The organism is Rouxiella badensis, assembly GCF_002093665.1.
GTDB classification, from domain to species: Bacteria; Pseudomonadota; Gammaproteobacteria; order Enterobacterales; family Enterobacteriaceae; genus Rouxiella; species Rouxiella badensis.
This window is the reverse complement of sequence record NZ_MRWE01000019.1, coordinates 50,323-74,320: the sequence shown is the minus strand read 5'-3', so window position 1 is coordinate 74,320 and position 23,998 is coordinate 50,323. Positions and strand designations below refer to the sequence as shown.

General features: G+C 54.7%; 23 protein-coding genes and 1 tRNA gene. 3 read left to right on the top strand and 21 right to left on the bottom strand.

The window, feature by feature from the left end; genetic code table 11:
- The first annotated feature begins 154 nt into the window (after window positions 1-154).
- Entirely contained in the window at window positions 155-868 is a 714-nt protein-coding gene (locus BS640_RS12825; protein ID WP_084912691.1) for an OapA family protein, read from the top strand.
- A 99-nt stretch (window positions 869-967) separates the two neighbouring features.
- On the opposite strand, the gene rplI is transcribed toward BS640_RS12825, so the two are convergent.
- From rplI to yjfP, 5 genes are all read right to left on the bottom strand, one after another.
- Entirely contained in the window at window positions 968-1,420 is a 453-nt protein-coding gene (rplI, locus tag BS640_RS12820) for a 50S ribosomal protein L9 (RefSeq protein WP_017492199.1), read from the bottom strand.
- Window positions 1,421-1,458: 38 nt separating this feature from the next.
- Window positions 1,459-1,686: a 30S ribosomal protein S18 gene (rpsR, locus tag BS640_RS12815; protein ID WP_002210155.1), complete on the bottom strand. Its 228-nt coding sequence runs from the start codon at window positions 1,684-1,686 to the stop codon at window positions 1,459-1,461.
- 4 nt (window positions 1,687-1,690) lie between these two features.
- Window positions 1,691-2,008, bottom strand: a complete 318-nt coding sequence (priB, locus tag BS640_RS12810) for a primosomal replication protein N (protein WP_081601410.1) — start codon at window positions 2,006-2,008, stop codon at window positions 1,691-1,693.
- Between the two features lie 5 nt (window positions 2,009-2,013).
- Window positions 2,014-2,406 (bottom strand): 30S ribosomal protein S6, encoded by a 393-nt coding sequence (gene rpsF, locus BS640_RS12805; RefSeq protein WP_017492198.1) that lies wholly within the window; start codon window positions 2,404-2,406, stop codon window positions 2,014-2,016.
- A 183-nt stretch (window positions 2,407-2,589) separates the two neighbouring features.
- Complete coding sequence (gene yjfP, locus BS640_RS12800) at window positions 2,590-3,339, bottom strand: esterase (RefSeq protein WP_017492197.1); 750 nt, start codon at window positions 3,337-3,339, stop codon at window positions 2,590-2,592.
- 222 nt (window positions 3,340-3,561) lie between these two features.
- Here yjfP and bsmA point away from each other — a divergent pair, with 222 nt between their 5' ends.
- Window positions 3,562-3,885: a biofilm peroxide resistance protein BsmA gene (gene bsmA, locus BS640_RS12795; protein WP_017492196.1), complete on the top strand. Its 324-nt coding sequence runs from the start codon at window positions 3,562-3,564 to the stop codon at window positions 3,883-3,885.
- A 1-nt stretch (window position 3,886) separates the two neighbouring features.
- On the opposite strand, the gene BS640_RS12790 is transcribed toward bsmA, so the two are convergent.
- From BS640_RS12790 to nnr, 15 genes are all read right to left on the bottom strand, one after another.
- Window positions 3,887-5,518, bottom strand: coding sequence for an isovaleryl-CoA dehydrogenase (locus BS640_RS12790; RefSeq protein ID WP_084912690.1), 1,632 nt, complete (start codon window positions 5,516-5,518; stop codon window positions 3,887-3,889).
- Window positions 5,519-5,646: 128 nt separating this feature from the next.
- On the bottom strand, window positions 5,647-6,393 hold the full coding sequence (gene rlmB / locus BS640_RS12785; protein ID WP_017492195.1) for a 23S rRNA (guanosine(2251)-2'-O)-methyltransferase RlmB: 747 nt from the start codon (window positions 6,391-6,393) through the stop codon (window positions 5,647-5,649).
- Between the two features lie 127 nt (window positions 6,394-6,520).
- Window positions 6,521-9,064: a ribonuclease R gene (gene rnr / locus BS640_RS12780; RefSeq protein WP_017492194.1), complete on the bottom strand. Its 2,544-nt coding sequence runs from the start codon at window positions 9,062-9,064 to the stop codon at window positions 6,521-6,523.
- A 41-nt stretch (window positions 9,065-9,105) separates the two neighbouring features.
- Window positions 9,106-9,531, bottom strand: coding sequence for a nitric oxide-sensing transcriptional repressor NsrR (gene nsrR / locus BS640_RS12775; protein ID WP_017492193.1), 426 nt, complete (start codon window positions 9,529-9,531; stop codon window positions 9,106-9,108).
- A 256-nt stretch (window positions 9,532-9,787) separates the two neighbouring features.
- On the bottom strand, window positions 9,788-11,086 hold the full coding sequence (locus BS640_RS12770; protein WP_017492192.1) for an adenylosuccinate synthase: 1,299 nt from the start codon (window positions 11,084-11,086) through the stop codon (window positions 9,788-9,790).
- Window positions 11,087-11,228: 142 nt separating this feature from the next.
- Window positions 11,229-11,429: a DUF2065 domain-containing protein gene (locus BS640_RS12765; RefSeq protein WP_084912689.1), complete on the bottom strand. Its 201-nt coding sequence runs from the start codon at window positions 11,427-11,429 to the stop codon at window positions 11,229-11,231.
- A 120-nt stretch (window positions 11,430-11,549) separates the two neighbouring features.
- Window positions 11,550-12,560 carry a protease modulator HflC gene (gene hflC, locus BS640_RS12760; protein ID WP_017492190.1) on the bottom strand — a complete coding sequence of 337 codons (1,011 nt, stop codon included), beginning with the start codon at window positions 12,558-12,560 and terminating at the stop codon, window positions 11,550-11,552.
- A gap of 3 nt (window positions 12,561-12,563) precedes the next feature.
- On the bottom strand, window positions 12,564-13,844 hold the full coding sequence (gene hflK, locus BS640_RS12755) for an FtsH protease activity modulator HflK (protein ID WP_017492189.1): 1,281 nt from the start codon (window positions 13,842-13,844) through the stop codon (window positions 12,564-12,566).
- A gap of 17 nt (window positions 13,845-13,861) precedes the next feature.
- The gene (gene hflX, locus BS640_RS12750; protein WP_017492188.1) at window positions 13,862-15,220 is read right to left on the bottom strand and encodes a ribosome rescue GTPase HflX; all 1,359 of its coding nucleotides are present in this window, start codon (window positions 15,218-15,220) and stop codon (window positions 13,862-13,864) included.
- 97 nt (window positions 15,221-15,317) lie between these two features.
- Complete coding sequence (hfq, locus tag BS640_RS12745) at window positions 15,318-15,626, bottom strand: RNA chaperone Hfq (protein ID WP_017492187.1); 309 nt, start codon at window positions 15,624-15,626, stop codon at window positions 15,318-15,320.
- Window positions 15,627-15,741: 115 nt separating this feature from the next.
- On the bottom strand, window positions 15,742-16,683 hold the full coding sequence (gene miaA / locus BS640_RS12740; RefSeq protein WP_084912688.1) for a tRNA (adenosine(37)-N6)-dimethylallyltransferase MiaA: 942 nt from the start codon (window positions 16,681-16,683) through the stop codon (window positions 15,742-15,744).
- On the bottom strand, window positions 16,676-18,604 hold the full coding sequence (gene mutL, locus BS640_RS12735) for a DNA mismatch repair endonuclease MutL (protein WP_084912687.1): 1,929 nt from the start codon (window positions 18,602-18,604) through the stop codon (window positions 16,676-16,678). Before mutL ends, miaA begins: the two co-directional genes overlap by 8 nt.
- Before the next feature lie 42 nt (window positions 18,605-18,646).
- The gene (amiB, locus tag BS640_RS12730) at window positions 18,647-20,428 is read right to left on the bottom strand and encodes an N-acetylmuramoyl-L-alanine amidase AmiB (RefSeq protein ID WP_084912686.1); all 1,782 of its coding nucleotides are present in this window, start codon (window positions 20,426-20,428) and stop codon (window positions 18,647-18,649) included.
- Between the two features lie 7 nt (window positions 20,429-20,435).
- Window positions 20,436-20,903, bottom strand: a complete 468-nt coding sequence (tsaE, locus tag BS640_RS12725) for a tRNA (adenosine(37)-N6)-threonylcarbamoyltransferase complex ATPase subunit type 1 TsaE (protein WP_084912685.1) — start codon at window positions 20,901-20,903, stop codon at window positions 20,436-20,438.
- Window positions 20,904-20,913: 10 nt separating this feature from the next.
- Entirely contained in the window at window positions 20,914-22,428 is a 1,515-nt protein-coding gene (nnr, locus tag BS640_RS12720) for a bifunctional ADP-dependent NAD(P)H-hydrate dehydratase/NAD(P)H-hydrate epimerase (protein ID WP_084912684.1), read from the bottom strand.
- Between nnr and queG the strand changes: the two genes are divergently transcribed.
- The gene (queG, locus tag BS640_RS12715; protein WP_084912683.1) at window positions 22,427-23,584 is read left to right on the top strand and encodes a tRNA epoxyqueuosine(34) reductase QueG; all 1,158 of its coding nucleotides are present in this window, start codon (window positions 22,427-22,429) and stop codon (window positions 23,582-23,584) included. The two genes, nnr and queG, sit on opposite strands and share 2 nt — an antisense overlap.
- Window positions 23,585-23,886: 302 nt before the next feature.
- Here the strand turns inward: queG and BS640_RS12710 are convergent.
- Window positions 23,887-23,962: transfer RNA gene (locus BS640_RS12710), tRNA-Gly, on the bottom strand.
- Window positions 23,963-23,998 lie beyond the last annotated feature (36 nt).

The following is a 23,998-nucleotide window of genomic DNA, read 5'->3' as shown; positions in this document are numbered from 1 at the left end:
AAATGTTACGATAAAATTCGAGGTACAACGCCAGATTTCGAGTGATTAAGGGGATATCCTCGAATGCAGTTAAACAGCTATACTTAGGCCCATTAACACGCTGTATCTTTTACGTCTGATTTTATTGGCATTACGTGCAACAAGAGAGGTTGTCATGGGCAAATACCCGCCCAGGAGAAGGAAGGCCACCCGCATTTATCAACCGATGTTGAGATCCTGGATTTCGATTATGCAAAAGCCGTTGCAGAAGAAGAAACCCGAGACGGAAACAGAGGCAGACATCGCGCAGGATGAGGCCGTTGAAGCCAACGCGATTGAGCGCCCGGTAATGAAGCCAAGAGCGCCTACGCTGTTTAACAAGATTTGGCATCTCAGTGATGATTTTCACTGGATGGAGCCGCTGCCCTATTTCCACCGCCGCTGGATTATTGTCAGCGTTATCGTGGTGCTGCTTGCCTTGCTCTGGCCTTATTCGCCGGAGAATACCTATGCGCCTTCCGATCAACCGACCTCTATTCCGATGCAGGCCGATTTACGCAACGAACAGGGCCGCTCTACGCAGATGCAGCCTGACGATTCGTCTCAGCCGGTTTCTCAGAATCAGGGCAGTTGGAGAAACTATCAGATTCAACAGGGGCAGACGCTGGCACAGCTGTTCCGCGACAATAATCTGATGGTCAACGACGTCTTTGCGATGGCACAGGTGGAGGGGAACGACAAGCCGCTGAGCAACCTGCATGCCGGTCAGCAGGTGAGAATTCAGGTCAACGCACAGGGTGTGGTGACCGCACTTCAGGTGACCAACGATCAGAACAATACCGTCGCCTTCAGCCGCCAGTCAGACGGTAGCTATCGACGTCTGCGTTAATCAAACGCGCCCTCCTCGCATCGCCGTATAAAACACGGTTTTTTAAAATGCAAAACGCCGGCACAAGGCCGGCGTTCTGACGGATTACTAAAGCGAATATTACGCTTCTGCAACCACAACTACAGTCAGCTTAGCGAATACATCGCTGTGAACCTGGAAGTCCACTTCGTGTTCGCCCAGAGTGCGCAGAACGCCTTCTGGCAGACGAACTTCGCTCTTAGCAACCTGAACACCGGCCGCAGTTACTGCGTCAGCGATGTCACGGGTGCCAACAGAGCCGAACAGTTTACCTTCGTCGCCTGCTTTAGACGCGATGGTAACGGTGCCCAGTTCGTTGATGCTGTTTGCGCGAGCTTCAGCGGCGCCCAGAACGTCAGCCAGTTTGGCTTCCAGTTCTGCACGACGTGCTTCGAAATACTCAACGTTTTTCTTGGTAGCAGGTACTGCTTTGCCCTGTGGTACCAGGAAGTTACGAGCGTAGCCCGCTTTAACGTTAACTTGATCACCCAGGCTGCCCAGGTTTGCTACTTTATCAAGCAGAATAACTTGCATTACCTAATCCTCTCTAGTCGTTAATGGACTGCGGCCGATTACTGATGACGATCAGTGTACGGCAGCAAAGACAGGTAGCGTGCGCGCTTGATACAACGAGCGAGCTGACGCTGGTATTTTGCACGAGTACCGGTAATACGGCTCGGGACAATTTTACCACTTTCGGTAATGTAGTTTTTCAGCGTAGCGATATCTTTGTAATCGATCTCAACAACGCCTTCCGCGGTGAAACGGCAGAACTTGCGACGACGGAAATAACGTGCCATTAGGCTAGTCTCCAGAATCTATCAATTCAATCTGCTCGGCATGTAACACCACCTTGTTGAGCCCATTGCGACCTTGATGGCAGCTAATGAATCCAGTGACGGTGAGTTGCGTGCCGACCGTTATACTGTGAGTTAAAACTTGTGACTGATGTCCGCTAACAACCACAGGCATTCTGCACCATGCTTGTCGGCTAAATCCGGCTTCCTGCTGCTGTGATCTGTGCTCTAGCACAAACTGACAGTGAGGAATGCCCGATGGACTGACTTTACGAATGGGGGTCTTGCACACTGTGCCAGACAACACCAGGCGATTAGTCGTCACAAAAATTACTCTTCAGAATCCCCAGCTTCAGAATCATCATTGGCTTCGGCGAAATCTTCACGACGCTCACGGCGTTCGTCTTTCGCTTTAACCATTGGTGAAGCTTCAGTTACCGCGTGTTTAGTACGCATAACCATGCTACGGATAACGGCGTCGTTGAAGCGGAAGTTAGTTTCCAGCTCATCGATCGCTTCCTGCGGAGCTTCAACGTTCAGCAGAACGTAGTGAGCTTTGTGCAGTTTGTTGATCGGATAAGCCAGCTGACGGCGGCCCCAGTCTTCCAGACGGTGAATCTGACCAGCAGCGTTAGTGATTACAGCACTGTAACGCTCGATCATGCCCGGAACCTGTTCGCTCTGGTCAGGGTGGACCATAAAAACGATTTCGTAATGACGCATAGAATTGCTCCTTACGGATTATTCAGCCTCCTGTCAGGGTCAGCCGTGGCCCATGGAAGCAAGGAACGTGTTATGTGTACGGCTGAAAAAATGACGCGCAATTATATGCCCGGGGAATAATAAACTCAAGGACCCAGGCTGATTAATTTTTCGACGTCGTTTGCTCAGCCGTTCTGGCGGCATTTACAGGTGGGAAGTAAAGAATTCGGTGGTTCGATTGGCAGCGTAAACCGTGACCTTGTGCGTGGCCTCCGGTTCGCTGATAAAGGTCAGATTCCTTGCTTGCCCGGCGTGCTCCAGGGCGTGCTTCAGCCGGGCGCTTTCGGCAAACGGCACCAGGTCGTCCTTCTCGCCGTGCCACACCAGTAGCGGCTTGCTGCCGACCTGCTCGATTTTATCGCTAACGTCGAGACTTAGCAGCTGCGCCGTTTGCCGTTCGAACTCATCGCGAGACCGCCCGCTCTCGTCGCCATACGATGGGAACAAATGGTCGGAAAGCGTGACGAAATAACCGGAGCCCATCAGGTTGGCCGCGGCCTTCACCCAGGGAAAGTGCACCAGTGCGGCCATCGTGGTCATGCCGCCCATCGACACGCCTCCCACGCCAAGGCGCTGCTCGTCGGCCAGACCTCGTGCCACAAAGGTCTCCTTAAGCAAGGCTAAATCGTTGACGTTGTTTTGCAGGATGCGCCAGAAATTATTGAACAACACGCGCGAGTCAGGTTCGGCGCGAGCACCGTGCATCAGCGCATCCGGCAGAATGACGCGATAACCGGCCTTCGCGAGATTGTAGCCAAAGTAAGCGTAGATCTCTTTCGACGAGGTGAATCCGTGATAGAAAAATACCGTTGGCAGTTTCTGATGATATTGCCCGGCGGGAACGGCGTGGATAATCTGAATCCCCTCGACGTTTTCCTCATGCATTTCAACCATCTCTCGCTCCTTAGATTTGCAGCCCTCTCAGGGTAAGGTTATCGCTATCCATTTTATCTGTCCGTGAAAATGCCACCACAATCTTTTGGCTATGTTTTATAACCATACTGCGGGGTATAAAAACAAAATGAGCCTTAGAAAGTCAAAATGAAACAATATCGCACTCGCTCAGATGAATGGGCAGGCGCTACACTGAAACAACGACTTAAGGGGATAAATTCAATGAAAATCAGCCTGCCGATTGTTAAGCGCTGCTTCGGGGCACTGGTCCTGCTCAGCGCATTGAGCGCCTGTAGCGTACTGAAAACCACGCCAGTCGCGCCGCCTCCACCGACCAGCAAGGCGCAGGAAGTGGTACGCGCACAAACCACTACGCTGACCAAGATAGGCAACGTGACAGCCAACGTCATCGGCAGTCCGATGGACGTGGAGCGCGCCATTCAGCACAAGGCGGATGCCGCCGGCGCGCACTATTATCTGATTCTGCTAATAAGCGACACCATTATGCCGGGCCGCTGGTATTCCGAGGCTATTCTCTACAAATAGCCTACTGAGCGCCTATTGCCCGCTCGAGAAGCTGCTGGCAAAGGCGTTCATCAATCTGCGTATCGCCGCGTTCGTCGAGCGTGAGGCGGCACCAGGCATCGGCCAGCGGCGGAGAGGAAAACTCCAGCATCTCGGCCGCCGCGTAGAGATTGAAGAGCTGACTGGCGATCGCTCGCCCCTGCGCCTCGTCTCCGCGTTTGAGCCGCTGCTGAAATTGACGCGCCGCCTTGTCGAACAGACGGTTCTGCCCGCGCACCTGATACAGCCGCTGCTGGACCTCTTCTGTCGCCAGCGGCATTTTCTTCAGGCTGCGCAGCACGTCGAGGCACATCACGTTACCCGAACCTTCCCAGATGCTGTTCACCGGCATCTCGCGGTACAGGCGCGGCAGCTCGCTCTCTTCGCAGTACCCTATGCCTCCCAGCACCTCCATCGCCTCAGCGACAAAGGGAATGCCCTGACGACAGACCTCAAACTTGGCGGCTGGCGTTAGCAGACGGCTTATGACCTGCTCGCGCCCGTCGGCAACGTTTTCCCGGGCGTGTGCGAGACGAAACAGCAGCGCGGTTTGCCCCTCAAGGCGCAGCGCCATCCGGCTTAGCACCTGACGCATCAGCGGCTGTTCTATCAAGGGTTTACCAAATACCTGGCGCTGGAAGGCATGATAGAGCGCGACCGAAAATGCTCGCCGCATCATACCGTGGCTGCCGAGGGCGCAGTCGAAGCGCGTGTGGCCGCCCATTTTAAGGATATGGCGAACGCCATTGCCCTCTTCGCCTAGCAGCCAACCCACGGCATCGAAAAACTCCACCTCGCTGCTGGCGTTGGAGCGATTACCCAGCTTGTCCTTCAGCCGCTGAATGCGCACGTGATTACGTTCACCGTCGGGCAAAATTCTTGGCAGGAAGAAGCACGACAGCCCACCTTCCGTCTGCGCCAGCACCAGATGTGCGTCGCTTTGCGGCACCGAGAAGAACCACTTGTGGCCCACTAGCCGATAAGGTTTGCCCGGCCCACGTCCTTCGATGGCCGTCGCGGTAGTGGTGTTGCTCAAGACATCTGAACCGCCCTGTTTTTCGGTCATGCCCATACCCATCAGCAGCCCACGTTTTTTATCACCAGGCAACAGATGGGCGTCGTAGCGATCGGAAAGCAGCGGCGTGAGCCAGGCTTTGAATTCAGCGGGGAGCGACTGTTGTAACAGTGGAATAGCACCGTGGGTCATGGTTATCGGACACAGCGTGCCCGCCTCAACCTGGGCATGCAGCAGGAAACGCGCGGCGCGCGCGACGTAGGAACCGATACGGGCGTCCTCCTCCCACGGCAGATTGTGTACTCGATTCGCCACCAGCCCCTGCATCAGCAGGTGCCAGGCCGGGTGAAATCGCACGTCGTCGAGCGGCTCGCCGGTTGGCTCAAAACGCAATAAGTCGGGGGGGTTGGCATTCGCCAGACGGCCCAGCTCCAGCGATTCGGCGGACCCGAGCTGCTGGCCTAGCGAGGCAAGCACATCGAGATCCCAGGCCGCATGCTGGCGGGCAACGGCTTCACGTAGCGCCGTATCAGAGAGGAATAGGTTGCTGTTGCTTAAGGGCTTGGGTTGATTAAACACCCGGTGAGTTTCCCAGTTCATCGCCACCTCCGTCATCCATAGCATCAGGATTCAGTATGATAAAAACTGACGAATTTACCGCAGAGTGGATCACAAACAGGGGAAACGCCCGCAACCGGGGAGGTTGCGGGAGAGGAATCAGGCGGGACTTAGCCTTTCGCTTTCACGGCACGCTGGCGTACGGCTTCGAACAGGCAAACGCCGGTCGCGACGGAAACGTTCAGTGAAGACACGGATCCGGCCATCGGGATGCTGATCAGCTCGTCGCAGTGTTCTCGAGTCAGACGACGCATGCCTTCGCCTTCAGCGCCCATGACCAGCGCCATCGGACCGGTCATTTTGCTCTGGAACAAGGTATGGTCCGCTTCACCGGCAGTGCCGACGATCCAGACGTTGTGCTCTTGCAGCACACGCAGCGTGCGCGCAAGGTTGGTCACGTTGATCAAAGGGACGTTTTCGGCCGCGCCGCTGGCGACTTTCTTCGCCGTCGCGTTCAGCTTGGCAGAACGGTCACGAGGAACGATAACGGCGTGCACACCCGCTGCATCGGCAGTACGCAGGCACGCGCCGAGGTTGTGAGGGTCAGTCACGCCGTCCAGCACCAACAGGAACGGTGATTCCAGGCTTTCAAGCAGCGCAGGAAGGTCGTTTTCCTGATACTGGCGACCTTCTTTAACGCGTGCAACGATGCCCTGATGGACCGCGCCTTCAGACTTGTCGTCCAGCCACTGACGGCTTGCCACCTGAATAACGATACCGCTGGCTTCGAGTTCCTCAACAAGCGGCTTCAGACGTTTATCGTCACGGCCTTTGAGGATGAACACTTCCAGAAAACGCTGGGGATCGTTGTCGAGTAAGGCTTTAACGGAGTGAATACCGTAAATAATTTCGCTCATGATGCTCTTTAAAATAATACTTTTTATGAATACCTCATGCGGGAAAACGCGTGTCCGCATGAGGTAATGATGATTGGCGGCGATTCTATCATTGACTGACGCTGGCATCAGTCAATAAATGCACAAATCAGGATTCGGCCTGTTTTTTCTTCGCACGCTTGGCTTTGGTGGCCGCAGCAATTTTCTGGGTTTTCTCGGAAGGCTTTTTGGTTTTCTTGGGCTTGCCGTCTTTACCGACGGCGCTCGTCACCTTGGCTGACTCGGACTTGACCGCCGCCTTCGCGGTTTCGGCCTTGCCTGTTCGGCGCGCTTTGGCCGGCTTTTCGCCCTCTTTGCGGAACGCGCTATCCGGCTCAAAGTTGACGTTTTTCTTGCCGGTACGACGACGGCCCGCGTTGGCGGCACCGGTAGGACGCATGCTGCGCTCGCCGCCTTTCTTGGCGCGATCGCGGGCCGTTTTACCTTCACCGCGCGGTTTGCGGGTGCTGGACACCAGCGCGAAATCGATTTTACGCTCGTCCATGTGGACGGCCTCAACGCGAATTTCGACCGTGTCACCGAGGCGATAAACGCTGCCCGAAGACTCACCCACCAGACGCTGACCAATATTATCGTAACGATAATAGTCGTTATCCAGTGACGATACGTGCACCAGCCCGTCGATGAACAGATCGCTAAGGCGCACGAAGAATCCAAAGCCCGTCACGCTGGAGATAACGCCGGTGAAGACTTCACCCACGTGGTCCTGCATGAAGTCACACTTAAGCCAGTCCGCGACGTTGCGGGTCGCTTCGTCGGCGCGGCGTTCGGCCATCGAACAGTGATCGCCCAGCATCACCATTTCTTCGTAATCGCTGTGGTAGCCGCCGGTTGGCGTCCAGCGATCCTTCAGCGTGCCGTGCTCTTTCGCCAGCACGTATTTAATGGCACGGTGCAGCGCAAGGTCAGGATAACGGCGGATTGGCGAGGTGAAGTGACCGTAAGAGGTCAACGCCAGACCAAAGTGTCCACGGTTTTCCGGATCGTAAATCGCCTGCTTCATCGAGCGCAGCAGCATGGTTTGCAGCATCTCGCGGTCAGGACGATCTTTGAGCTGTTCCATGATGTCAGCGTAGTCTTTCGGCTCAGGTTTCATCCCGCCGCCCATGGTCAGGCTTAGCTCGGACAATACGCTTTTCAGCGCCGAAATATGGTCGTCGCTTGGACGGTCATGAACGCGGAACAGCGCCGGCTCGTTATGTTTCTCAACAAAACGTGCCGCAGAGATGTTGGCCATGATCATACATTCTTCGATAAGCTTGTGCGCATCGTTACGCACGGTCGCTTCCACGCGCTCAATGCGGCGTTCAGCGTTGAAGATAAACTTGGCTTCTTCGGTTTCGAAGGCAATACCTCCGCGTTCGGCGCGCGCCTGATCCAGCACTTTATACATGTTGTGCAGTTCGACCAGATGCTTAACCAGCGGCGAGTACTGCTCACGCAGCTCTTTGTCGCCTTCGATGATGTGCCAGACCTTGGTGTAGGTCAAACGTGCGTGCGAGCTCATCACCGCTTCGTAGAACTTGGAACTGGTCAGTTTACCGGTCGCGGAGATAGTCATCTCACAGACCATACACAGCCTGTCAACCTGCGGGTTGAGGGAGCAGAGGCCGTTCGACAGCACTTCCGGCAGCATAGGCACAACCTGCGACGGGAAGTAGACCGAAGTGGCACGGCTGCGTGCTTCGTCATCGAGCGCGGTGCCCGGACGAACGTAATAGCTCACGTCGGCAATCGCCACCCACAGACGCCAACCGCCACCGCGCTTCTTCTCACAGTAAACGGCATCATCGAAGTCTCGGGCATCTTCGCCATCGATGGTGACCAGCGGCAAATTGCGCAGATCAACACGGCCTTTTTTGGCCTCTTCAGGCACCTGTTCGCTCAGGCCTGCAACCTGTTTCTCAACCTGTGGCGGCCAAGTGTGTGGGATTTCATGGGTGCGCAGCGCGATATCCACCGCCATGCTGGTTCCCATTTTGTCACCTAACACTTCAACGATTTTACCGACCGCCTTGGTACGGCGCGTTGGACGCTGCGTCAGTTCGACCACCACCATGTAACCCATGCGTGCGCCGCTGACGGCGTCGGCCGGGATCAGGATGTCAAAGCTCAGACGGCTGTCGTCCGGCACCACAAAGCCTGCGCCAGCGTCAGTGAAGTAGCGGCCCACGATCTGACTGGTCTTTGGCACCACCACTCGCACTATGCGCGCTTCGCGACGGCCTTTACGGTCAGTACCGACCGGCTGAGCCAGCACCACGTCACCGTGGATGCACATTTTCATCTGCTCGGCAGACAGGTAAACGTCGTCTTTTTTCACGCCTTCAAGGCGCAGGAAACCGTAACCATCGCGATGGCCAATAACGGTACCCTTCAACAAATCCAGACGCTCAGGCAGGGCATAGCATTGACGACGAGTGAAGACCAGCTGACCGTCGCGTTCCATAGCGCGCAGTCTGCGGCGCAGCGCTTCAAGCTGCTCCTCACCCGAGAGATTCAGTTCATTAGCCAGCTCTTCTCGGCTGGCAGGCGTTTCGCGCTTACCAAGGTGTTCGAGAATAAATTCGCGGCTAGGAATAGGCGATTCGTATTTTTCTGCTTCTCGTTCCAGGAATGGATCTTGTGACATAGCGGTTCCTCCGTTGTCATCAGCAGTTTGTTGAGAGTCTTTCATTCAACAAGCAATAATTTGTAGAGTTGAGAATTATCTTTGACCATGTCGGCCAGCGTGTATTGATTCAACTCATCAAGAAAGTGTTCTACGGCCGTATGCAGCACCTGCTTTAAGCGACAAGCAGGGGTGATGTGGCAAAATTCTGCCGAACAATTAACCAGGGCTAACGGCTCCAGCTCGCGGACGACGTTACCCAATAGAATGGTTTCAGCCGGTTTACCCAGTCTGATCCCCCCGTTTTTACCGCGCATTGCCGTGACCAGTCCTGCCCGGCTTAGCTGATTAATAATTTTCACCATATGATTGCGCGAGACCCCATAAACTTCGGTGACCTCGGAAATGCTGGTGAGCTGACCTTCTGGCAACGACGCCATATAGATCAACGCTCTCAAACCATAATCGGTAAAACTCGTTAACTGCACACTCGCCTCTGGGTACTTTTACCCGTTTTATTCGCATCTATGATGACAATGTAATGCGTATATACCCGTTAACTTATGAAAGCCCGGTATAAGCAAGATTACTCTATTGAATGGGCTGCCCGCCACAAAGTTTGTCTTTAAATCAAACAGACGCTGAAATTCGAAGCATAACTTGAGCGATTTGGCGTTGGTGGCAACAGAAAAAGAAAACCGGGCGTCGTGGCCCGGTTTTGCGTTTCACAATAATCGATGACGATTAGGCGTCGAACGGGTCGCGCAGGATCATGGTCTCGCTACGATCCGGGCCGGTAGAGATGATATCAACCGGCACTTCAGTCAGTGCTTCGACTCGTTTGATGTAATCGCGAGCAGCCTGCGGCAGTTTATCGAGCTCTTTCACGCCAAAGGTGGTTTCGCTCCAGCCTGGCATGGTTTCATAAATGGGCTCGATCCCTTCCCAGTTTTCAGCGGCTAACGGCGTGGTGGTCACCTCTTTGCCGTCCGGCAGACGGTAAGCCACACACAGTTTGACCTCTTTCAGGCCGTCAAGCACATCAAGCTTGGTCATGCAGAAGCCAGACAGCGAGTTTATCTGCACTGCACGACGCACGGCGACAATGTCTAGCCAGCCGCAGCGACGGCGGCGACCGGTCGTCGCACCGAATTCGTTGCCCTGCTTGCAGAGATATTCGCCGATATCGTCGAACAGCTCAGTCGGGAACGGCCCTGCGCCAACCCGCGTCGAGTAGGCCTTGACGATACCGAGCACGTAATCGACGTGGCGTGGGCCCATACCTGAGCCCGTAGCAACGCCGCCCGCCGTGGTATTTGATGAGGTCACATACGGATAGGTGCCATGGTCGATGTCTAGCAGCGTGCCCTGTGCGCCCTCAAACATGATGAGTTCGCCCTGCTTGCGGGCCCTGTCCAGAAGGTCGGAGACGTCGACAACCATCGCGGTCAGGATGCCAGCCACTGCCGTTACATCATTGAGAACCTGTTGGTAATCAACCGCATCGACCTTGTAATAGTGCACCAGCTGGAAGTTGTGATAATCAACAATCTCCTTAAGCTTGTGGGCGAAAGTTTCCATGTTGAACAAATCACCGACACGCAGCGCGCGCCGGGCTACTTTGTCTTCATAGGCTGGACCAATCCCGCGCCCCGTAGTGCCGATAGCCTTCGCACCACGGGCTTTCTCACGCGCCATATCGAGTGCGACGTGATAGGAAAGGATAAGCGGGCAAGCCTCAGAAATAAGCAGACGCTCTCGAACCGGGATCCCTCGCGCTTCAAGTTCACCCATCTCTTTCATCAACGCGTCCGGGGCCAGAACCACACCGTTGCCGATGATGCTGGTGACATTTTCACGCAGAATGCCGGAAGGAATTAAATGAAGAACGGTTTTCTCACCGTTGATAACCAGCGTGTGACCGGCATTGTGACCGCCCTGATAGCGCACCACATATTTAGCCCGCTCGGTGAGCAAATCCACAATCTTGCCCTTACCTTCGTCACCCCATTGAGTGCCCAGTACGACAACGTTCTTACCCATCTTGAGAATCACCAGGTTGCTTAAAAAAGAATCCTAACATCCTCTCCCCAGCCTTTCAGTAGTTTTAGCCACCCGCTGGGTGAAAAATGTCCGTTTCGTGCGACAGCTCTCTTGCCGGGGGAAATCCGCCGTGAGGATAGCCTCAGTGACCAGTATAGCGGCTCACCATGAAGAAAATGACCACGCCTGCCACCACCAGCCCGCCGCCAAAACGGCGCAGCAGTCCGTCTGGAAGCTGGGTCATACTTTGGATCATTTTTCGCCACACCTTGGGAAACACCATCGGTCCCAGCCCTTCAACAATCAACACCATTCCCACGGCCAGCCAAAGACTCACGTTCATATTTTTACTCTAATTTCCTGGAGGAGTTATCGCCTGCGGCTAAAAATTTGCGCCGGGCAGATAAAACAAAAGGCCCGTTATGGGCCTTTTGTGGGATGACGTCAAGACGGTCTGCGTCAATTAAGGTTTACTGGTCTTTGCCGGCGTTTTCATGTAGCGGAAGAAATCGTCGTTAGGACTCATTACCATAACATCATTACCGCTGCTGAAGCTCTCTCTGTAAGCCTGTAGGCTACGGATAAAGGCATAGAAGTCAGGATCCTGACTGAACGCATCGGCAAACAGCTTGGCTGCCTGAGCATCCCCTTCACCGCGGGTAATACGTGCCTGACGCTCGGCTTCAGCCAAAGTACGGGTCACTTCGTAATCGGCGGTAGCACGCAGCTTCTCGGCCTCTTCCTGACCCTGTGAACGGTGGCGACGAGCTACCGCTTCACGCTCGGCGCGCATACGCTGAAAGATGGCATCAGAGACTTCGGTCGGCAGGTTGATTTGCTTGATGCGAACATCAACAACTTCGATACCCAGTGCCGCCATGCTGTTCGGGTTAACCGCTGGCACCTTGCCGTTGGTTTCCTGCTCGACGCGCTTGGCCGCTGAAGCAATAGCGTCATCGGCTTCGGTCGTCGCAGCGGCCGCAGCGTCATCGTCGTCGGTACCCTGATTCAGGGCATCACGCACGTCCAGCGTCAGACGACCGCGTGAATCGGTCACGATGTCTTTGACGTCAAGACGACCAATCTCTGAGCGCAGACGGTCACTGAATTTACGTTTCAGCAGCACCTCGGCCTGTGACACATCACCACCGCCGGTAGCCAGGTAGTAACGGCTAAAGTCGCTGATACGCCATTTCAGGTAAGAGTCGACGATCAGGTCTTTCTTCTCTTTGGTGACGAAGCGGTCGGCCTGGTTGTCCATGGTCTGGATGCGCGCATCCAGCGTTTTCACGGACTCAACGAAAGGCACCTTGAAGTGCAGACCCGGCGCATACACCAACGGCTTGTTGTCGCCGTCACGCAGAACCTTGCCGAAACGCAGCACGATACCGCGCTGGCCTTCCTGCACCACAAACAGTGAAGCGTAGAGCGCCACCAGCACTACAACAACGACAAGTAAAATTGACTTACGCATTGGTTATTCTCTCCCTACGCGAACGGTGTCGTCACGCTGTACATCGGCACGGCGCTGATCCATGACACTGCCAGAAGAACTTGAGCTGCTGTTGCTGGCACTGCTGTTTCTACTGCTGCTCGACGGCGAAGGAACCTGTCGCAACGGGATCATGCTACTCGCATCATCGCCGCTGTTATTGGCCGCTGCCGCCGTTTTACCGCCCAGCAGCTGGTCCAGAGGCAGCACCATCAGGTTGTTGCTCTTATCGTTGATAAGCACCTTGCGGGTGTGACTCAGCACGTCCTGCATGGTCTCGATATACAGACGCTCGCGGGTAATCTCCGGCGCGGCTTTATACTCCGGCAACAGCTCGGCGAAGCGGGCAACTTCACCCTGCGCTTCAAGCACGGTACGGTCTTTGTAAGCTTTGGCGTTTTCAAGCAGACGCTGAGCCTGACCGTTAGCACGAGGCTGAACTTCGTTGGCGTAGGCTTCGGCTTCACGAATATACTGCTGCTCGTTCTCACGTGCGGCAATTGCATCATCGAATGCGGCCTTGACTTCCTCTGGCGGACGCGCCGTCTGGAAGTTGACGTCCTGCACGGTAATCCCCATGTGATAAGGACGGATGGTCTCTTCCAGCACGCGCTGTGTATCGCTACGCACCGTTGTACGACCTTCGGTCAGGATCTTGTCCATGGTGTATTTACCGATAACGCCGCGCAGCGCACTGTCGGTCGCCTGGCTCAGGCTGTCGTCAGCGTTGGCCACGCTAAACAGATAGGCGCGGGGATCGGTGACGCGGTACTGCACGTTCATTTCAACGCGCACTACGTTTTCGTCAGAGGTCAGCATAATGCCGGAAGCCGCGAGCTCACGAACGGATTCGACGTTGACCGCCTGAACCTGATCGATAAAGGTCGGTTTCCAGTTCAGGCCCGGCTCAACCAGATGGCTGAACTTGCCGAAACGGGTTACCACACCGCGCTCTGCTTCCTTAATGGTGTAGAATCCGCTGGCAGCCCAGATAACCACGACGGCAGCCACGGCAAGGCCGACGAATCGACCGTTCATATTCTTCTGCGGGCCGGAGGGAGTGCCGTTGCCGGACCCTTTACCGCCGAAACCACCGAGTTTTTTACTGAGCTTACGGAAGATATCATCAAGATCGGGAGGGCCCTGATCGCGCCCGCCCTTATTGTTATTACCACCAGAATTATTTCCACCAGAGTTGCCGCTATTGTTGCTGCTTCCCCAGGGGTCGCGGTCCTGTCCGTTATTACCGGGCTGATTCCACGCCATGTTATAGCTCCATTATTCTATGATTGGTGTTCTTCAGGCTCTATATCAGTCAAGTTATCCCAGGCATTTTTCTCTTCGAAATCTACCGGGAATCCGTTACGAACATATTCGCTCATAGCCGGTTCTTGTTTGCAGAGGCGACGCCAGTCAACAATGGGCATACGCACCATCAGACCGATACTGCCATCCTCTTCAATCCATTCTTTTTCAATCGCCTGAAGCTGGTAAAAACGGCTACGAAGGCGACCCGCTTCCGGTGGCAAACACAATTCTACCTGTGCAATTTCACCTGACAGACGCTCCGTTAATGCCTGAAATAGCAACGGGATACCTTCACCTGTCGCGGCCGATAACCAGACCCTGATTGGCAAATTCTCTTCGTTGCGGTCGATACGTGGGACGAAGTTGTCCAACATATCTATTTTATTCATCACTAACAGCGCAGGAATGTCATCTGCTTCAATCTCTGCCAGCACCGTATTCACCGCGTCGATGTTTTCCTCAACGCGAATATCCGCTGCATCAATCACATGAATTAACAGAGATGCCTGTCGGGTTTCCTGCAATGTTGCTTTAAACGCAGCAACTAAATCATGGGGCAGGTGACGAATAAACCCTACGGTATCTGCCAGTACCGTCTCTCCTACGTCAGCAACCATAATGCGTCGCAGCGTTGGATCCAGGGTGGCAAATAATTGATCGGCCACGTAAACGTCGGCCTCGGTAATTCGGTTAAACAGCGTCGACTTTCCGGCGTTGGTATATCCCACCAGAGAAACCGTCGGAATGTCGGCACGCACTCTTGAACGACGCCCCTGCTCGCGCTGTTTGGCGACGCGTTCAAGGCGGTTTAAAATAAGCGTGATGCGGTCGCGCAGGAGTCGACGGTCGGTTTCGAGCTGGGTTTCCCCAGGACCGCGCGCACCAATCCCACCGCCCTGGCGTTCAAGGTGAGTCCAGCCTCGTACCAGTCGGGTTGCAATATGGCGTAACTGTGCCAATTCTACTTGTAGTTTACCTTCGTGAGTACGGGCGCGCTGGGCAAAAATATCTAGAATAAGTCCGGTACGATCGACCACGCGGCATTCGCACAAGGCTTCCAGGTTACGTTCCTGGCCAGGTGTTAAAGCGTGATCAAACAGGATTACAGATGCGCCAGTAGCTTTAACGGCATCTGCGATTTCTTGGGCCTTTCCTTCACCGACAAAGTATTTAGGGTGTGGAGCCTTACGGCTCCCAGTGATGACTTGCAACGCCTCAACACCGGCAGAAGAGACAAGCGATTCAAATTCGCTCAGGTCTTCCGTGTCTTTGTCTTGCGAGAAATAGATATGAACCAGTACGGCCTGCTCACCGGCTTCATAACGGTCAAACAAGCGTGTGACCTCTCAATTGAGAAATAAAATTCAACGAGGGGCACATAAGCGGCAATAACCCCTTATGAACCCCTTCGAGATTGAACAGCTGGGCGCCTTATTCGGCGTCATCGCCATCCTGCGGCTGCTGTGGAGCAGACGGTGCGCTACCATGATGATAGTTATTGGTAGTACCACCACCTGGATTATTACTGTGATGAGAAACCGGGCGCGAAGGAACAACGGTGGAGATAGCGTGTTTATACACCATCTGGCTTACCGTGTTTTTCAAAAGAATCACAAACTGATCGAAAGACTCAATCTGGCCTTGCAGCTTAATACCATTCACCAAGTAAATAGAAACCGGAACACGTTCGCGACGCAATGCGTTCAGGAACGGATCTTGCAAAGATTGCCCCTTAGCCATTCTATCTTTTCCTTATTTGTTTGTTGTTTGTAACTTTGAGCCTACAAGCTCGAAAATAAATCACATAAAAAAATTTGCGCGTTGAGTACCAATCAATTGTACACAATCAACCAACCTATGCACTAACAACCTGAATTACACGGCTTAAGGCTTCGTCAGGCTTTTCTGAATCAAGCCATTCAACCCCTTCCCAACCTCGTAACCATGTCATCTGGCGTTTAGCCAGCTGCCGTGTCGCACAAACACCACGATAAACCATTTCATCGTAGTCGATTTCACCAGAAAAATATGACCACATCTGGCGGTAACCGACACAACGAACGGAAGGCATGTCCGTATGCAAATCACCCCGAGTGAAAAGCGCTTTTGCTTCGGCCTCAAATCCGTTCGAAACCATTTGGTTAAAGCGCAATTCAATACGATCGTGCAACAATTGGCGACTCGTAGGTGCGATCGCAAATTGATGTACCCGGTAGGGTAAGCTTTCACCCGAAGTTTTAACGAGTTCCGTTAAAGTTTTACCCGAAATATAAAAAACTTCCAGTGCTCTGGAGAGTCTCTGTGGATCATTCGGGTGAATTCGCATTGCCGATACCGGATCAATTTCAATCAATTTTTTGTGCAGCGCTTCCCAGCCCTGCTCCGCAGCCTGCGTCTCAATGCGCTCGCGGACTTTCGCGTCGGCCTGAGGCAGGGGAGAAAGGCCCTCTAGCAGAGCCTTGAAATAAAGCATTGTTCCACCGACCAACAACGGAATTTTCTTACGTGCCGTTATTTCCTGCATCTCTCGCAGCGCATCGGCGCGGAAATCGGCGGCCGAATAAGATTGCGCAGGATCGAGGATATCAATCAGTCGATGAGGTGCTAACGCAAGCTCTTCGGCGGTTGGTTTTGCGGTACCGATGTCCATGCCCTTGTAGATAAGAGCAGAATCGACGCTGATAAGTTCAACTGGAAGATGCTGGCGCAGGGCCATCGCCAAGGCAGTTTTGCCCGAAGCCGTCGGACCCATGATAAAAATAGCGGGAGGTAATGCTTTGTTTTCTGAATCAGTCATGCTTAAAAGCCGCCAAGGCCGGCTGTAAATCAACGGGTTGCAAGAGTCCGGAGGGAGGTGACTTGACCAGATGCGGGCAAAGTCGCTCAACGTCCGCGAGTAATTGTATTGCTTGTGAAACCGTCCAGACGTCATGCTCACTGCCAATGCTGCGGGCAAACCACATAGCTACCGCATCAGGAGTGACCTCCTGCAGAACCGCAATATAGCCTAACAGGTCGGGTATCAACTTTTGTAAATTTTGTTGGCGTAATGGTAAAGGCACTGTGCGCAATGTCCCACGCTGGTGCTCCAATAGCATTTCAATACCAAAGTGTTGCAATAGCGCCTGATGGTGCGTGAATGCGTCGCGCTCTTCCTTGCTTAGCGTCAGTTTAACCGGAATAAGCAGCGGTTGAGGCTTCAATCCTTCAGAGGTGGGGGTCAGCTGGGCCGTTTTCAACCATCTTTCGGCGACCGGCAACGATAACAGCATAATTTTCTGCCCACGTTCAATAAGAGCAAAACTTGCGGCACAGACGGTCATCACGCGGCCAAAGCTTTGGCTATGCCCTGCAAGCACATCTTCATGCCCGGCGGGTCTGGCCTTCTCGACGATGGCCGAGGCTTCAACGGCCTTAACCGCCGCAGGCGTATCGTCGCCAGGCCTCAACAATTGCTGATAAAGCTCGCCCTGCGGTTTGCTGTAGGTATTTTCTTCGCTATAGCGCTGCACGGGCTCGCGCAGATGCGCAGAACGCGATGTCTCAGGGAATATCGGCTTGCCCTCAGACGGCGCTTTGTAAGACGGTTCCTGGCGCGGCGGCGTCGCTCTGGCCGAGGGTGCAGGCTGGGAAAAATGGTTAATGCCCGCCGCCTGACGGTTTTCCGGCTGCCAGCGTGGCTGCTCTTCGACCGGCTGCTCGGTATTAAGCTGCAAATCGCCCGCCTGCTGCAATACCGCCACCACCGCCTGATAGATGAAATCATGCACCAGCCGTGACTGATGGAACCGCACCTCATGTTTGGCCGGATGCACGTTGACGTCAACCTGATGCGGATCCACATCAAGATACAACACGTAAGCGGGCTGCTGATCGTCTTTGAGCCTGTCCTGATAAGCCTGGCGGATCGCATGATTTATCAGGCGATCCTTCATCATGCGGTTATTGACGTAGCAGTACTGCATCTCGGTCAGACTGCGCGAACCGGCAGGATCGGCAACCCAGCCGCGGATCGCCAAATCACCGTGACGCCATTCCACCTCAAGGGCGTGCTCGACAAAAGTGGTACTGCAAATGCTCGCCAGGCGACGCGCGTTCTGCGAGGGATCTTTCACCGCGCGATATTGGCGGACCAGCTTACCGTTATGGCTTAGGTTAAACGCGACGTCGAAACGGGCCAGCGCGATACGCCTCACCACCTCATCAATGTGCGTGAACTCGGTTTTTTCGGTGCGCATGAACTTGCGGCGAGCGGGGGTGTTATAAAATAAATCGAGGACTTCTACGGTCGATCCCTGTGGATGTGCGGCGGGTTTTACCGTCACCGCCATGTCACGCCCTTCGGCGTAAGCCTGCCAGGCTTCGTCCTGCGTGGCGGTGCGCGACGTCAGCATCAAACGCGAAACGGAGCTGATACTGGCCAGCGCCTCACCGCGAAAACCGAGGCTGAGAATCGCTTCGAGATCGTCAAGCGAGCTGATTTTACTGGTGGCGTGACGGGCCAGCGCCAGCGCAAGTTCGTCTTTAGCGATGCCGCAGCCGTTATCGCGGATGCGGATAAGCTTCGCGCCGCCGCGATCGATATCGATATCGATACGCGTCGCACCGGCGTCAAGACTGTTTTCGACCAGCTCTTTCACTACCGATGCGGGCCGTTCAACAACCTCACCTGCCGCTATCTGATTTGCCAGCTGCGGTGGCAGTACCCGAATCGGCATAGCCGCTCCTGTCATCTTAAGAAGAATATCGCTTACGTCCGTTTACGACTGCGGAATGGTCAGCGTCTGCCCAAGCTGCACGTCACCGGATTTCATATGGTTTGCCGTTCTGATGTCGCTCATGCTGACACCGTACTTCGAGGCAATGGCCGACAGCGTATCGCCGCGCACCACTTTGTGCCTTGAAGGTCGTTTCGTCGCACGCGCCGTCGTCACTTTAGCGGTAGTGTTTCTCGACACCGCCGAGGTGCCCGCCGGCACTTTCAGACGCTGTCCGACCCAGACACCGTCTTTCTTCAGCTTGTTAAGATCGCGCAGTGCGCTCATGGTGGTTCCATAATGCACCGCAATGCCCGTCAGCGTTTCACCGCGTTTGACCTGATGAATCTGCGTCGCGCCGCCCAGTGCGGCCGTGGTTTCAATCGGCCCCGGCTGGCTCAAAGAGCTGCTGTCCGGTGCCGAAGCGTTGGAGCTAGTGACCGACGTTGCGCTGGCTAGCAACGGTCGGTTTTCGACCTTTGGGCCGGTTTGTAACGGATGCGCCAGGAAATAACTGCGCAAGCCTTCATAGATGGCATGGGCAATTTTATCCTGATACGCGCTGCTTCCAAGCAGCCGCTCCCCACTAGGATTACTGATAAAGCCGGTTTCTACCAGCAGCGAAGGAATATCCGGTGAACGCAATACTCCAAGGCTGGCGTGCTCTGGCTTGGCCTTGTGCAGTGCGCCGACTTTGCGCAACTGCTGCAATACTTTAACGGCAACGTCATAACCTACGCGCTGCGAGTGGCCGAACTGCAAGTCAAGCACCGCCTGACTCAAATAAGGATCCGACGCGGTGTTGGCCAGCATATCGCCCGCCCCGCCTAGCAGCTCGGACTGCTTCTCGTGCTGCTCAAGCCAGTTACCCATTTCGCTGTTGGCGCGACGGTTTGAAAGCACCCAGACAGAGGCACCATTCGCGCTGCGGTTAGGTGCCGCATCGGCGTGAATGGAGACCAGCAGGTTGGCGCCTTTTTTACGCGCCACGTCGGAACGGCCCATTACCGAGATGAAGTAATCGCCATCGCGGGTCAATACCGGTTTAAACATCGGATCACGCGCCATCTCTGCCTGCAGTTTGCGGGCGATGGCAATAGTGACATTTTTCTCTTTTAGTCCACCTACGCCCTGTGCGCCGGGGTCTTGCCCACCGTGGCCCGCATCGATGGCGACGATGACCTGATTATCCGAGGTGGTTCCGCTGGTACGTGGCGTGAGCTGTGTGCTCGGCCCTGGCGCAGCGGCGACCCGCGGACTCTGGCTGCCGTCAAACGGATTACCGCGCGGTGGCGGTGGCGTGACCAAGCGGTTCCCCGGCTGGGCACGGGTGATCATTCCCGAAGAAGAGGTGCGCTGTGGCGCGGCGGCGCTGAGGGTAAACACCACGGTGTACTGACCGCCGTCCTGCTGCACCTGGGCATTGGTTCTGACCTTTTGCGTCAGCTCAAACACCAGACGCTGCGTCTTGGCATCCGCAGGCGTACTCGCCCGCACGCGTCTAACCAGATTTTGGCCGCTAAAATTCAGCGGTAAACCACGCATCACGCCCGTTTGCACGATATCGATGACTACGCGTTCCGGGCTATGCAGCGGGAAGAAGGAATAGTCAGGCTTGCCATCAAAGTTGATGGTAACGGTGGATTGCGTACTCCCGTTGGAAACATTGATGTTTTTCATACCTGCGCCAAAAGCAGGAACGAATGCCGTAGGTATCATCACGGTAACCGTGAGTACCAACATAGCCGCGACTCTTTTCCAAAATCTGTTAACGCATTGAATCATTACAGCATTATCCTTGCTTTTGTAGCATCTGCAGCAGCCGGTTACCTGTCTCGGAAACGGCCTTGATGGTCGCCAATCGTCCCTCTGGCTGATAGGCGAGAGTCAGTTCCAGATCGGGCTCAGGCAAAACGCCCGCCCCCTGTTGAGGCCATTCCACCAGACAAATCGCGTCTTCGGTAAAGTAGTCGCGTATGCCCATGAACTCCAGCTCCTCCGGGTCGGCCAGACGGTACAGGTCAAAATGATAGACCGCCATCGGATGAAGCTGATAAGGCTCGACCAGAGTATAGGTCGGACTTTTAACATTGCCGTTATGACCGCGCGCCTGCAGGAACCCACGACTGAAGGTCGTTTTTCCAGCCCCCAGATCGCCAAACAGATGGATGACCGTCGCACCGGTGCAGGCGGCGGCTAAATCAGCCCCAAGTTTCAGGGTGGCGACTTCATCTGGCAAAGGTAAGTTAATTTGATTCATTGGGTAGTTTCTATTTTTCTAGGTCAGGGTTAACCGTTGGGGCTATCCAGGTTAACAAATCCGTTGCCAGCATGCCGCGAGTGCCCTGGCGTTGAGCGATGATATCCGCCGCCGCGCCGTGAACCACAGTTCCGGCACAGGCTGCATCATAGAAAGATAACTTCTGAGCGAGCAGACCGCCAATGATGCCTGACAGAATGTCGCCCATGCCGCCGCTGGCCATCCCCGCATTGCCGACGTCGGCCAGCGCGGTCTGGCCCTCTTCGGTGCCAATCAGCGTGCCTGCCCCTTTTAAGACCACTACCCCCCCATAGCGATGGGTAAGGCGTCGTAAAGAAAGTAAGCGATCGCTTTCGATTTCCTTCACAGTGCATCCCAAAAGGCGTGCGGCTTCACCGGGATGGGGCGTCAAGACGCGATTTTGCCGTTTCTCAGGGCTTTTTGCCAGCATGTTAAGCGCATCTGCGTCCCATAACGCGGGTTTTTGATTTTCGGCGATACGTTTGAAGGCAGATTGCCCCCACGCCTTCTGGCCAAGGCCCGGGCCTATTACCACCGCACTGGCCCATTCGAGTGCCTCGGTCAGTGAGTCGTCGTTCAGTTCCTGCACCATCAGTTCAGGACGGGCGGTCAGCAGCGGCGCAATATTCTCTTTGTGAGTGAGTACTCGCACCATTCCTGCACCTGCCCGCAAAGCCGCTTCGGACGCCATGCGGATAGCCCCCGCAAAGCCGGTATCACCGCCGACCAGCAGCAGATGTCCGTGTTCGCCCTTGTGCGAGCAAGGCCGACGCGGCTTTAGCCACTGCCCCAGCCGTGCAGCGTCGAGACGTTGCAGCAGAGGAAGATGGCCACTAAGCCAGCTTTCGAGGCCGAGCGTGTCACAGCGCAACTCACCCACGTAGTCTCGGGCCTGTCCGGTGAGCAGCCCAGGTTTAAGGGCAATGAAAGTCACGGTCAGCGTGGCATGAACCCCTTCACCGGCTGCGGTGCCGGTTTCTGCGGCCAGACCGGAGGGAATATCTAGCGACAAGACAGGCGCATCATAGTGATTAATCGCCTTGATGAGGCGCGTCATCGGCTCTCTGGGTGCAGATTTCAGGCCGGTACCGAGCAGCGCATCAACCACCAGCTCTCTGCCAGAAGGCCACGCCGAGGTGATATCGCCAATCGTGCCACCGGCGTCGAGCCAGCCCTTTCTTGCCTGTTCCGCCTCATCGGGCAGCGGTTTATCGCTGCTTATTGCCAATAACGTGACGTCAAGACCCGCGCCTTTGGCCAATCTTGCTACCTCATAGCCGTCACCACCGTTATTACCGTGGCCACACAACACCAGCCAGCGCGTGGCGTGAGGAAAGGTCGAACGCGCATGGCGAAATGCGGCCGCGGCGGCGCGCTGCATCAGCGTAAATAGCGACAGGCCGGTATCCCGCGCCGCCTGTGCCTCCGCATCTCGCAACCAGTCTGCAGAATAGACGGAGTATGGTAAACTTGCCGGGTTCTGTTTTTCAATTTGGTTAGTCATGACGCACCTCCTCGATCTCGATCAATTAGCCCAACATATCAAGCAATGGGGCCAGTCGCTAGGCTTCCAACAGGTTGGTATCTGCGATACCGACCTCTCGGCCGAAGAGCCAAAGCTGCAAGAGTGGCTTGATAAACAATATCATGGAGAGATGGATTGGATGGCGCGCCACGGCATGATGCGCGCACGTCCACATGAGCTTTTACCCGGCACGCTGCGGGTGATAAGCGTGCGCATGAACTACCTGCCTGCCAAGGCGGCTTTCGCAAAAACGTTGAATAATCCAATGCTTGGCTATGTTAGCCGCTATGCGTTGGGCCGCGACTATCACAAGGTTCTGCGCCAGCGTCTGAAAAAGCTGGGAGACATGATCCAGACTTACTGCACCGAAGCGCAGCCCGATTCAGCGCTGAGCTTTCGCCCTTTTGTTGATTCCGCACCTATCATGGAACGTCCTCTTGCTGAGAAAGCCGGGCTTGGTTGGGTTGGCAAGCACTCACTTATATTAAACCGTGAGTCAGGTTCCTGGTTCTTCCTGGGCGAACTGCTTATCGACCTCCCCCTGCCGGTGGATAAACCTCAGGAAGAACAGTGTGGGCGATGCGTGGCCTGTATCACTACCTGCCCGACCGGCGCTATTGTCGCGCCCTATCAGGTCGATGCCCGCCGCTGTATCTCCTATCTGACCATCGAGCTCGAAGGGGCCATTCCTGAAGAGTTCCGCCCGCTGATGGGCAATCGTATCTACGGCTGCGACGACTGCCAGCTTATTTGCCCCTGGAATCGCTATTCTCAGCTGACCGACGAAGATGATTTCAGTCCGCGCGCTGCGCTGCATGCGCCGCAGCTGGTCGAATTGTTTAACTGGAAAGAAGAGAAGTTTCTGCGCATTACCGAAGGCTCACCTATTCGGCGTATCGGATACCTGCGCTGGCTGCGAAATATTTCCGTCGCCTTGGGTAACGCTCCCTATGACGAAAGCATCGTTTTGGCGTTAGAAAGCAGAAAAGGGGAAAATAGCATGCTGGATGAACATATCGAGTGGGCTATCGCGCAGCAGTTGACCAGGCGGAGCGAACATCAGATAGAGGTGCAGTCTTCTCAGAAGAAACGACTGATTCGCGCTGTGGAAAAAGGTTTGCCGAGGGACGCTTAAAAGAGGCAATTTTCTGTAAATGCGCTAGCGTCTCCGCTGTGCATAAAAATAAAATTGCTTTGCCGATCAATTGCAAAAAAAAGAGCAAGCGATCGCCATAACGTTTTGCTATTAATTTTATTCATTAAAAATCAATAAGTTATTTTTTAACAATATCCGCAGGACAAATAAAGATCAGTGCAAAAAGTAAACTAAATCTGTGGATAACTCTGTTCACAGAATTAATTCAAGTCATTTTTTTAAACGACGAAAAAGGCCCCAAGAGGGCATGGTGACTGGCTTAGTGATTTGAAGAAGAAAATTGGAGCGGGAAACGAGACTCGAACTCGCGACCCCGACCTTGGCAAGGTCGTGCTCTACCAACTGAGCTATTCCCGCGTCGCATGGTGCTACTGTTTTCTGTACTGCTATTTT

What these genes read in the sequence shown, in the direction of transcription:
- rnr (WP_017492194.1), bottom strand. Translation starts at nt 9,064, where the DNA reads ATGTCACAAGATCCATTCCTGGAACGAGAAGCAGAAAAATACGAATCG.
- queG (WP_084912683.1), top strand. Translation starts at nt 22,427, where the DNA reads ATGACGCACCTCCTCGATCTCGATCAATTAGCCCAACATATCAAGCAA.
- miaA (WP_084912688.1), bottom strand. Translation starts at nt 16,683, where the DNA reads ATGACTGATTCAGAAAACAAAGCATTACCTCCCGCTATTTTTATCATG.
- rplI (WP_017492199.1), bottom strand. Translation starts at nt 1,420, where the DNA reads ATGCAAGTTATTCTGCTTGATAAAGTAGCAAACCTGGGCAGCCTGGGT.
- hflC (WP_017492190.1), bottom strand. Translation starts at nt 12,560, where the DNA reads ATGCGTAAGTCAATTTTACTTGTCGTTGTTGTAGTGCTGGTGGCGCTC.
- BS640_RS12790 (WP_084912690.1), bottom strand. Translation starts at nt 5,518, where the DNA reads ATGAACTGGGAAACTCACCGGGTGTTTAATCAACCCAAGCCCTTAAGC.
- nnr (WP_084912684.1), bottom strand. Translation starts at nt 22,428, where the DNA reads ATGACTAACCAAATTGAAAAACAGAACCCGGCAAGTTTACCATACTCC.
- BS640_RS12825 (WP_084912691.1), top strand. Translation starts at nt 155, where the DNA reads ATGGGCAAATACCCGCCCAGGAGAAGGAAGGCCACCCGCATTTATCAA.
- mutL (WP_084912687.1), bottom strand. Translation starts at nt 18,604, where the DNA reads ATGCCGATTCGGGTACTGCCACCGCAGCTGGCAAATCAGATAGCGGCA.
- yjfP (WP_017492197.1), bottom strand. Translation starts at nt 3,339, where the DNA reads ATGGTTGAAATGCATGAGGAAAACGTCGAGGGGATTCAGATTATCCAC.
- rpsR (WP_002210155.1), bottom strand. Translation starts at nt 1,686, where the DNA reads ATGGCACGTTATTTCCGTCGTCGCAAGTTCTGCCGTTTCACCGCGGAA.
- amiB (WP_084912686.1), bottom strand. Translation starts at nt 20,428, where the DNA reads ATGATTCAATGCGTTAACAGATTTTGGAAAAGAGTCGCGGCTATGTTG.
- tsaE (WP_084912685.1), bottom strand. Translation starts at nt 20,903, where the DNA reads ATGAATCAAATTAACTTACCTTTGCCAGATGAAGTCGCCACCCTGAAA.
- bsmA (WP_017492196.1), top strand. Translation starts at nt 3,562, where the DNA reads ATGAAAATCAGCCTGCCGATTGTTAAGCGCTGCTTCGGGGCACTGGTC.
- hfq (WP_017492187.1), bottom strand. Translation starts at nt 15,626, where the DNA reads ATGGCTAAGGGGCAATCTTTGCAAGATCCGTTCCTGAACGCATTGCGT.
- rlmB (WP_017492195.1), bottom strand. Translation starts at nt 6,393, where the DNA reads ATGAGCGAAATTATTTACGGTATTCACTCCGTTAAAGCCTTACTCGAC.
- rpsF (WP_017492198.1), bottom strand. Translation starts at nt 2,406, where the DNA reads ATGCGTCATTACGAAATCGTTTTTATGGTCCACCCTGACCAGAGCGAA.
- BS640_RS12765 (WP_084912689.1), bottom strand. Translation starts at nt 11,429, where the DNA reads ATGAACGTGAGTCTTTGGCTGGCCGTGGGAATGGTGTTGATTGTTGAA.
- BS640_RS12770 (WP_017492192.1), bottom strand. Translation starts at nt 11,086, where the DNA reads ATGGGTAAGAACGTTGTCGTACTGGGCACTCAATGGGGTGACGAAGGT.
- hflK (WP_017492189.1), bottom strand. Translation starts at nt 13,844, where the DNA reads ATGGCGTGGAATCAGCCCGGTAATAACGGACAGGACCGCGACCCCTGG.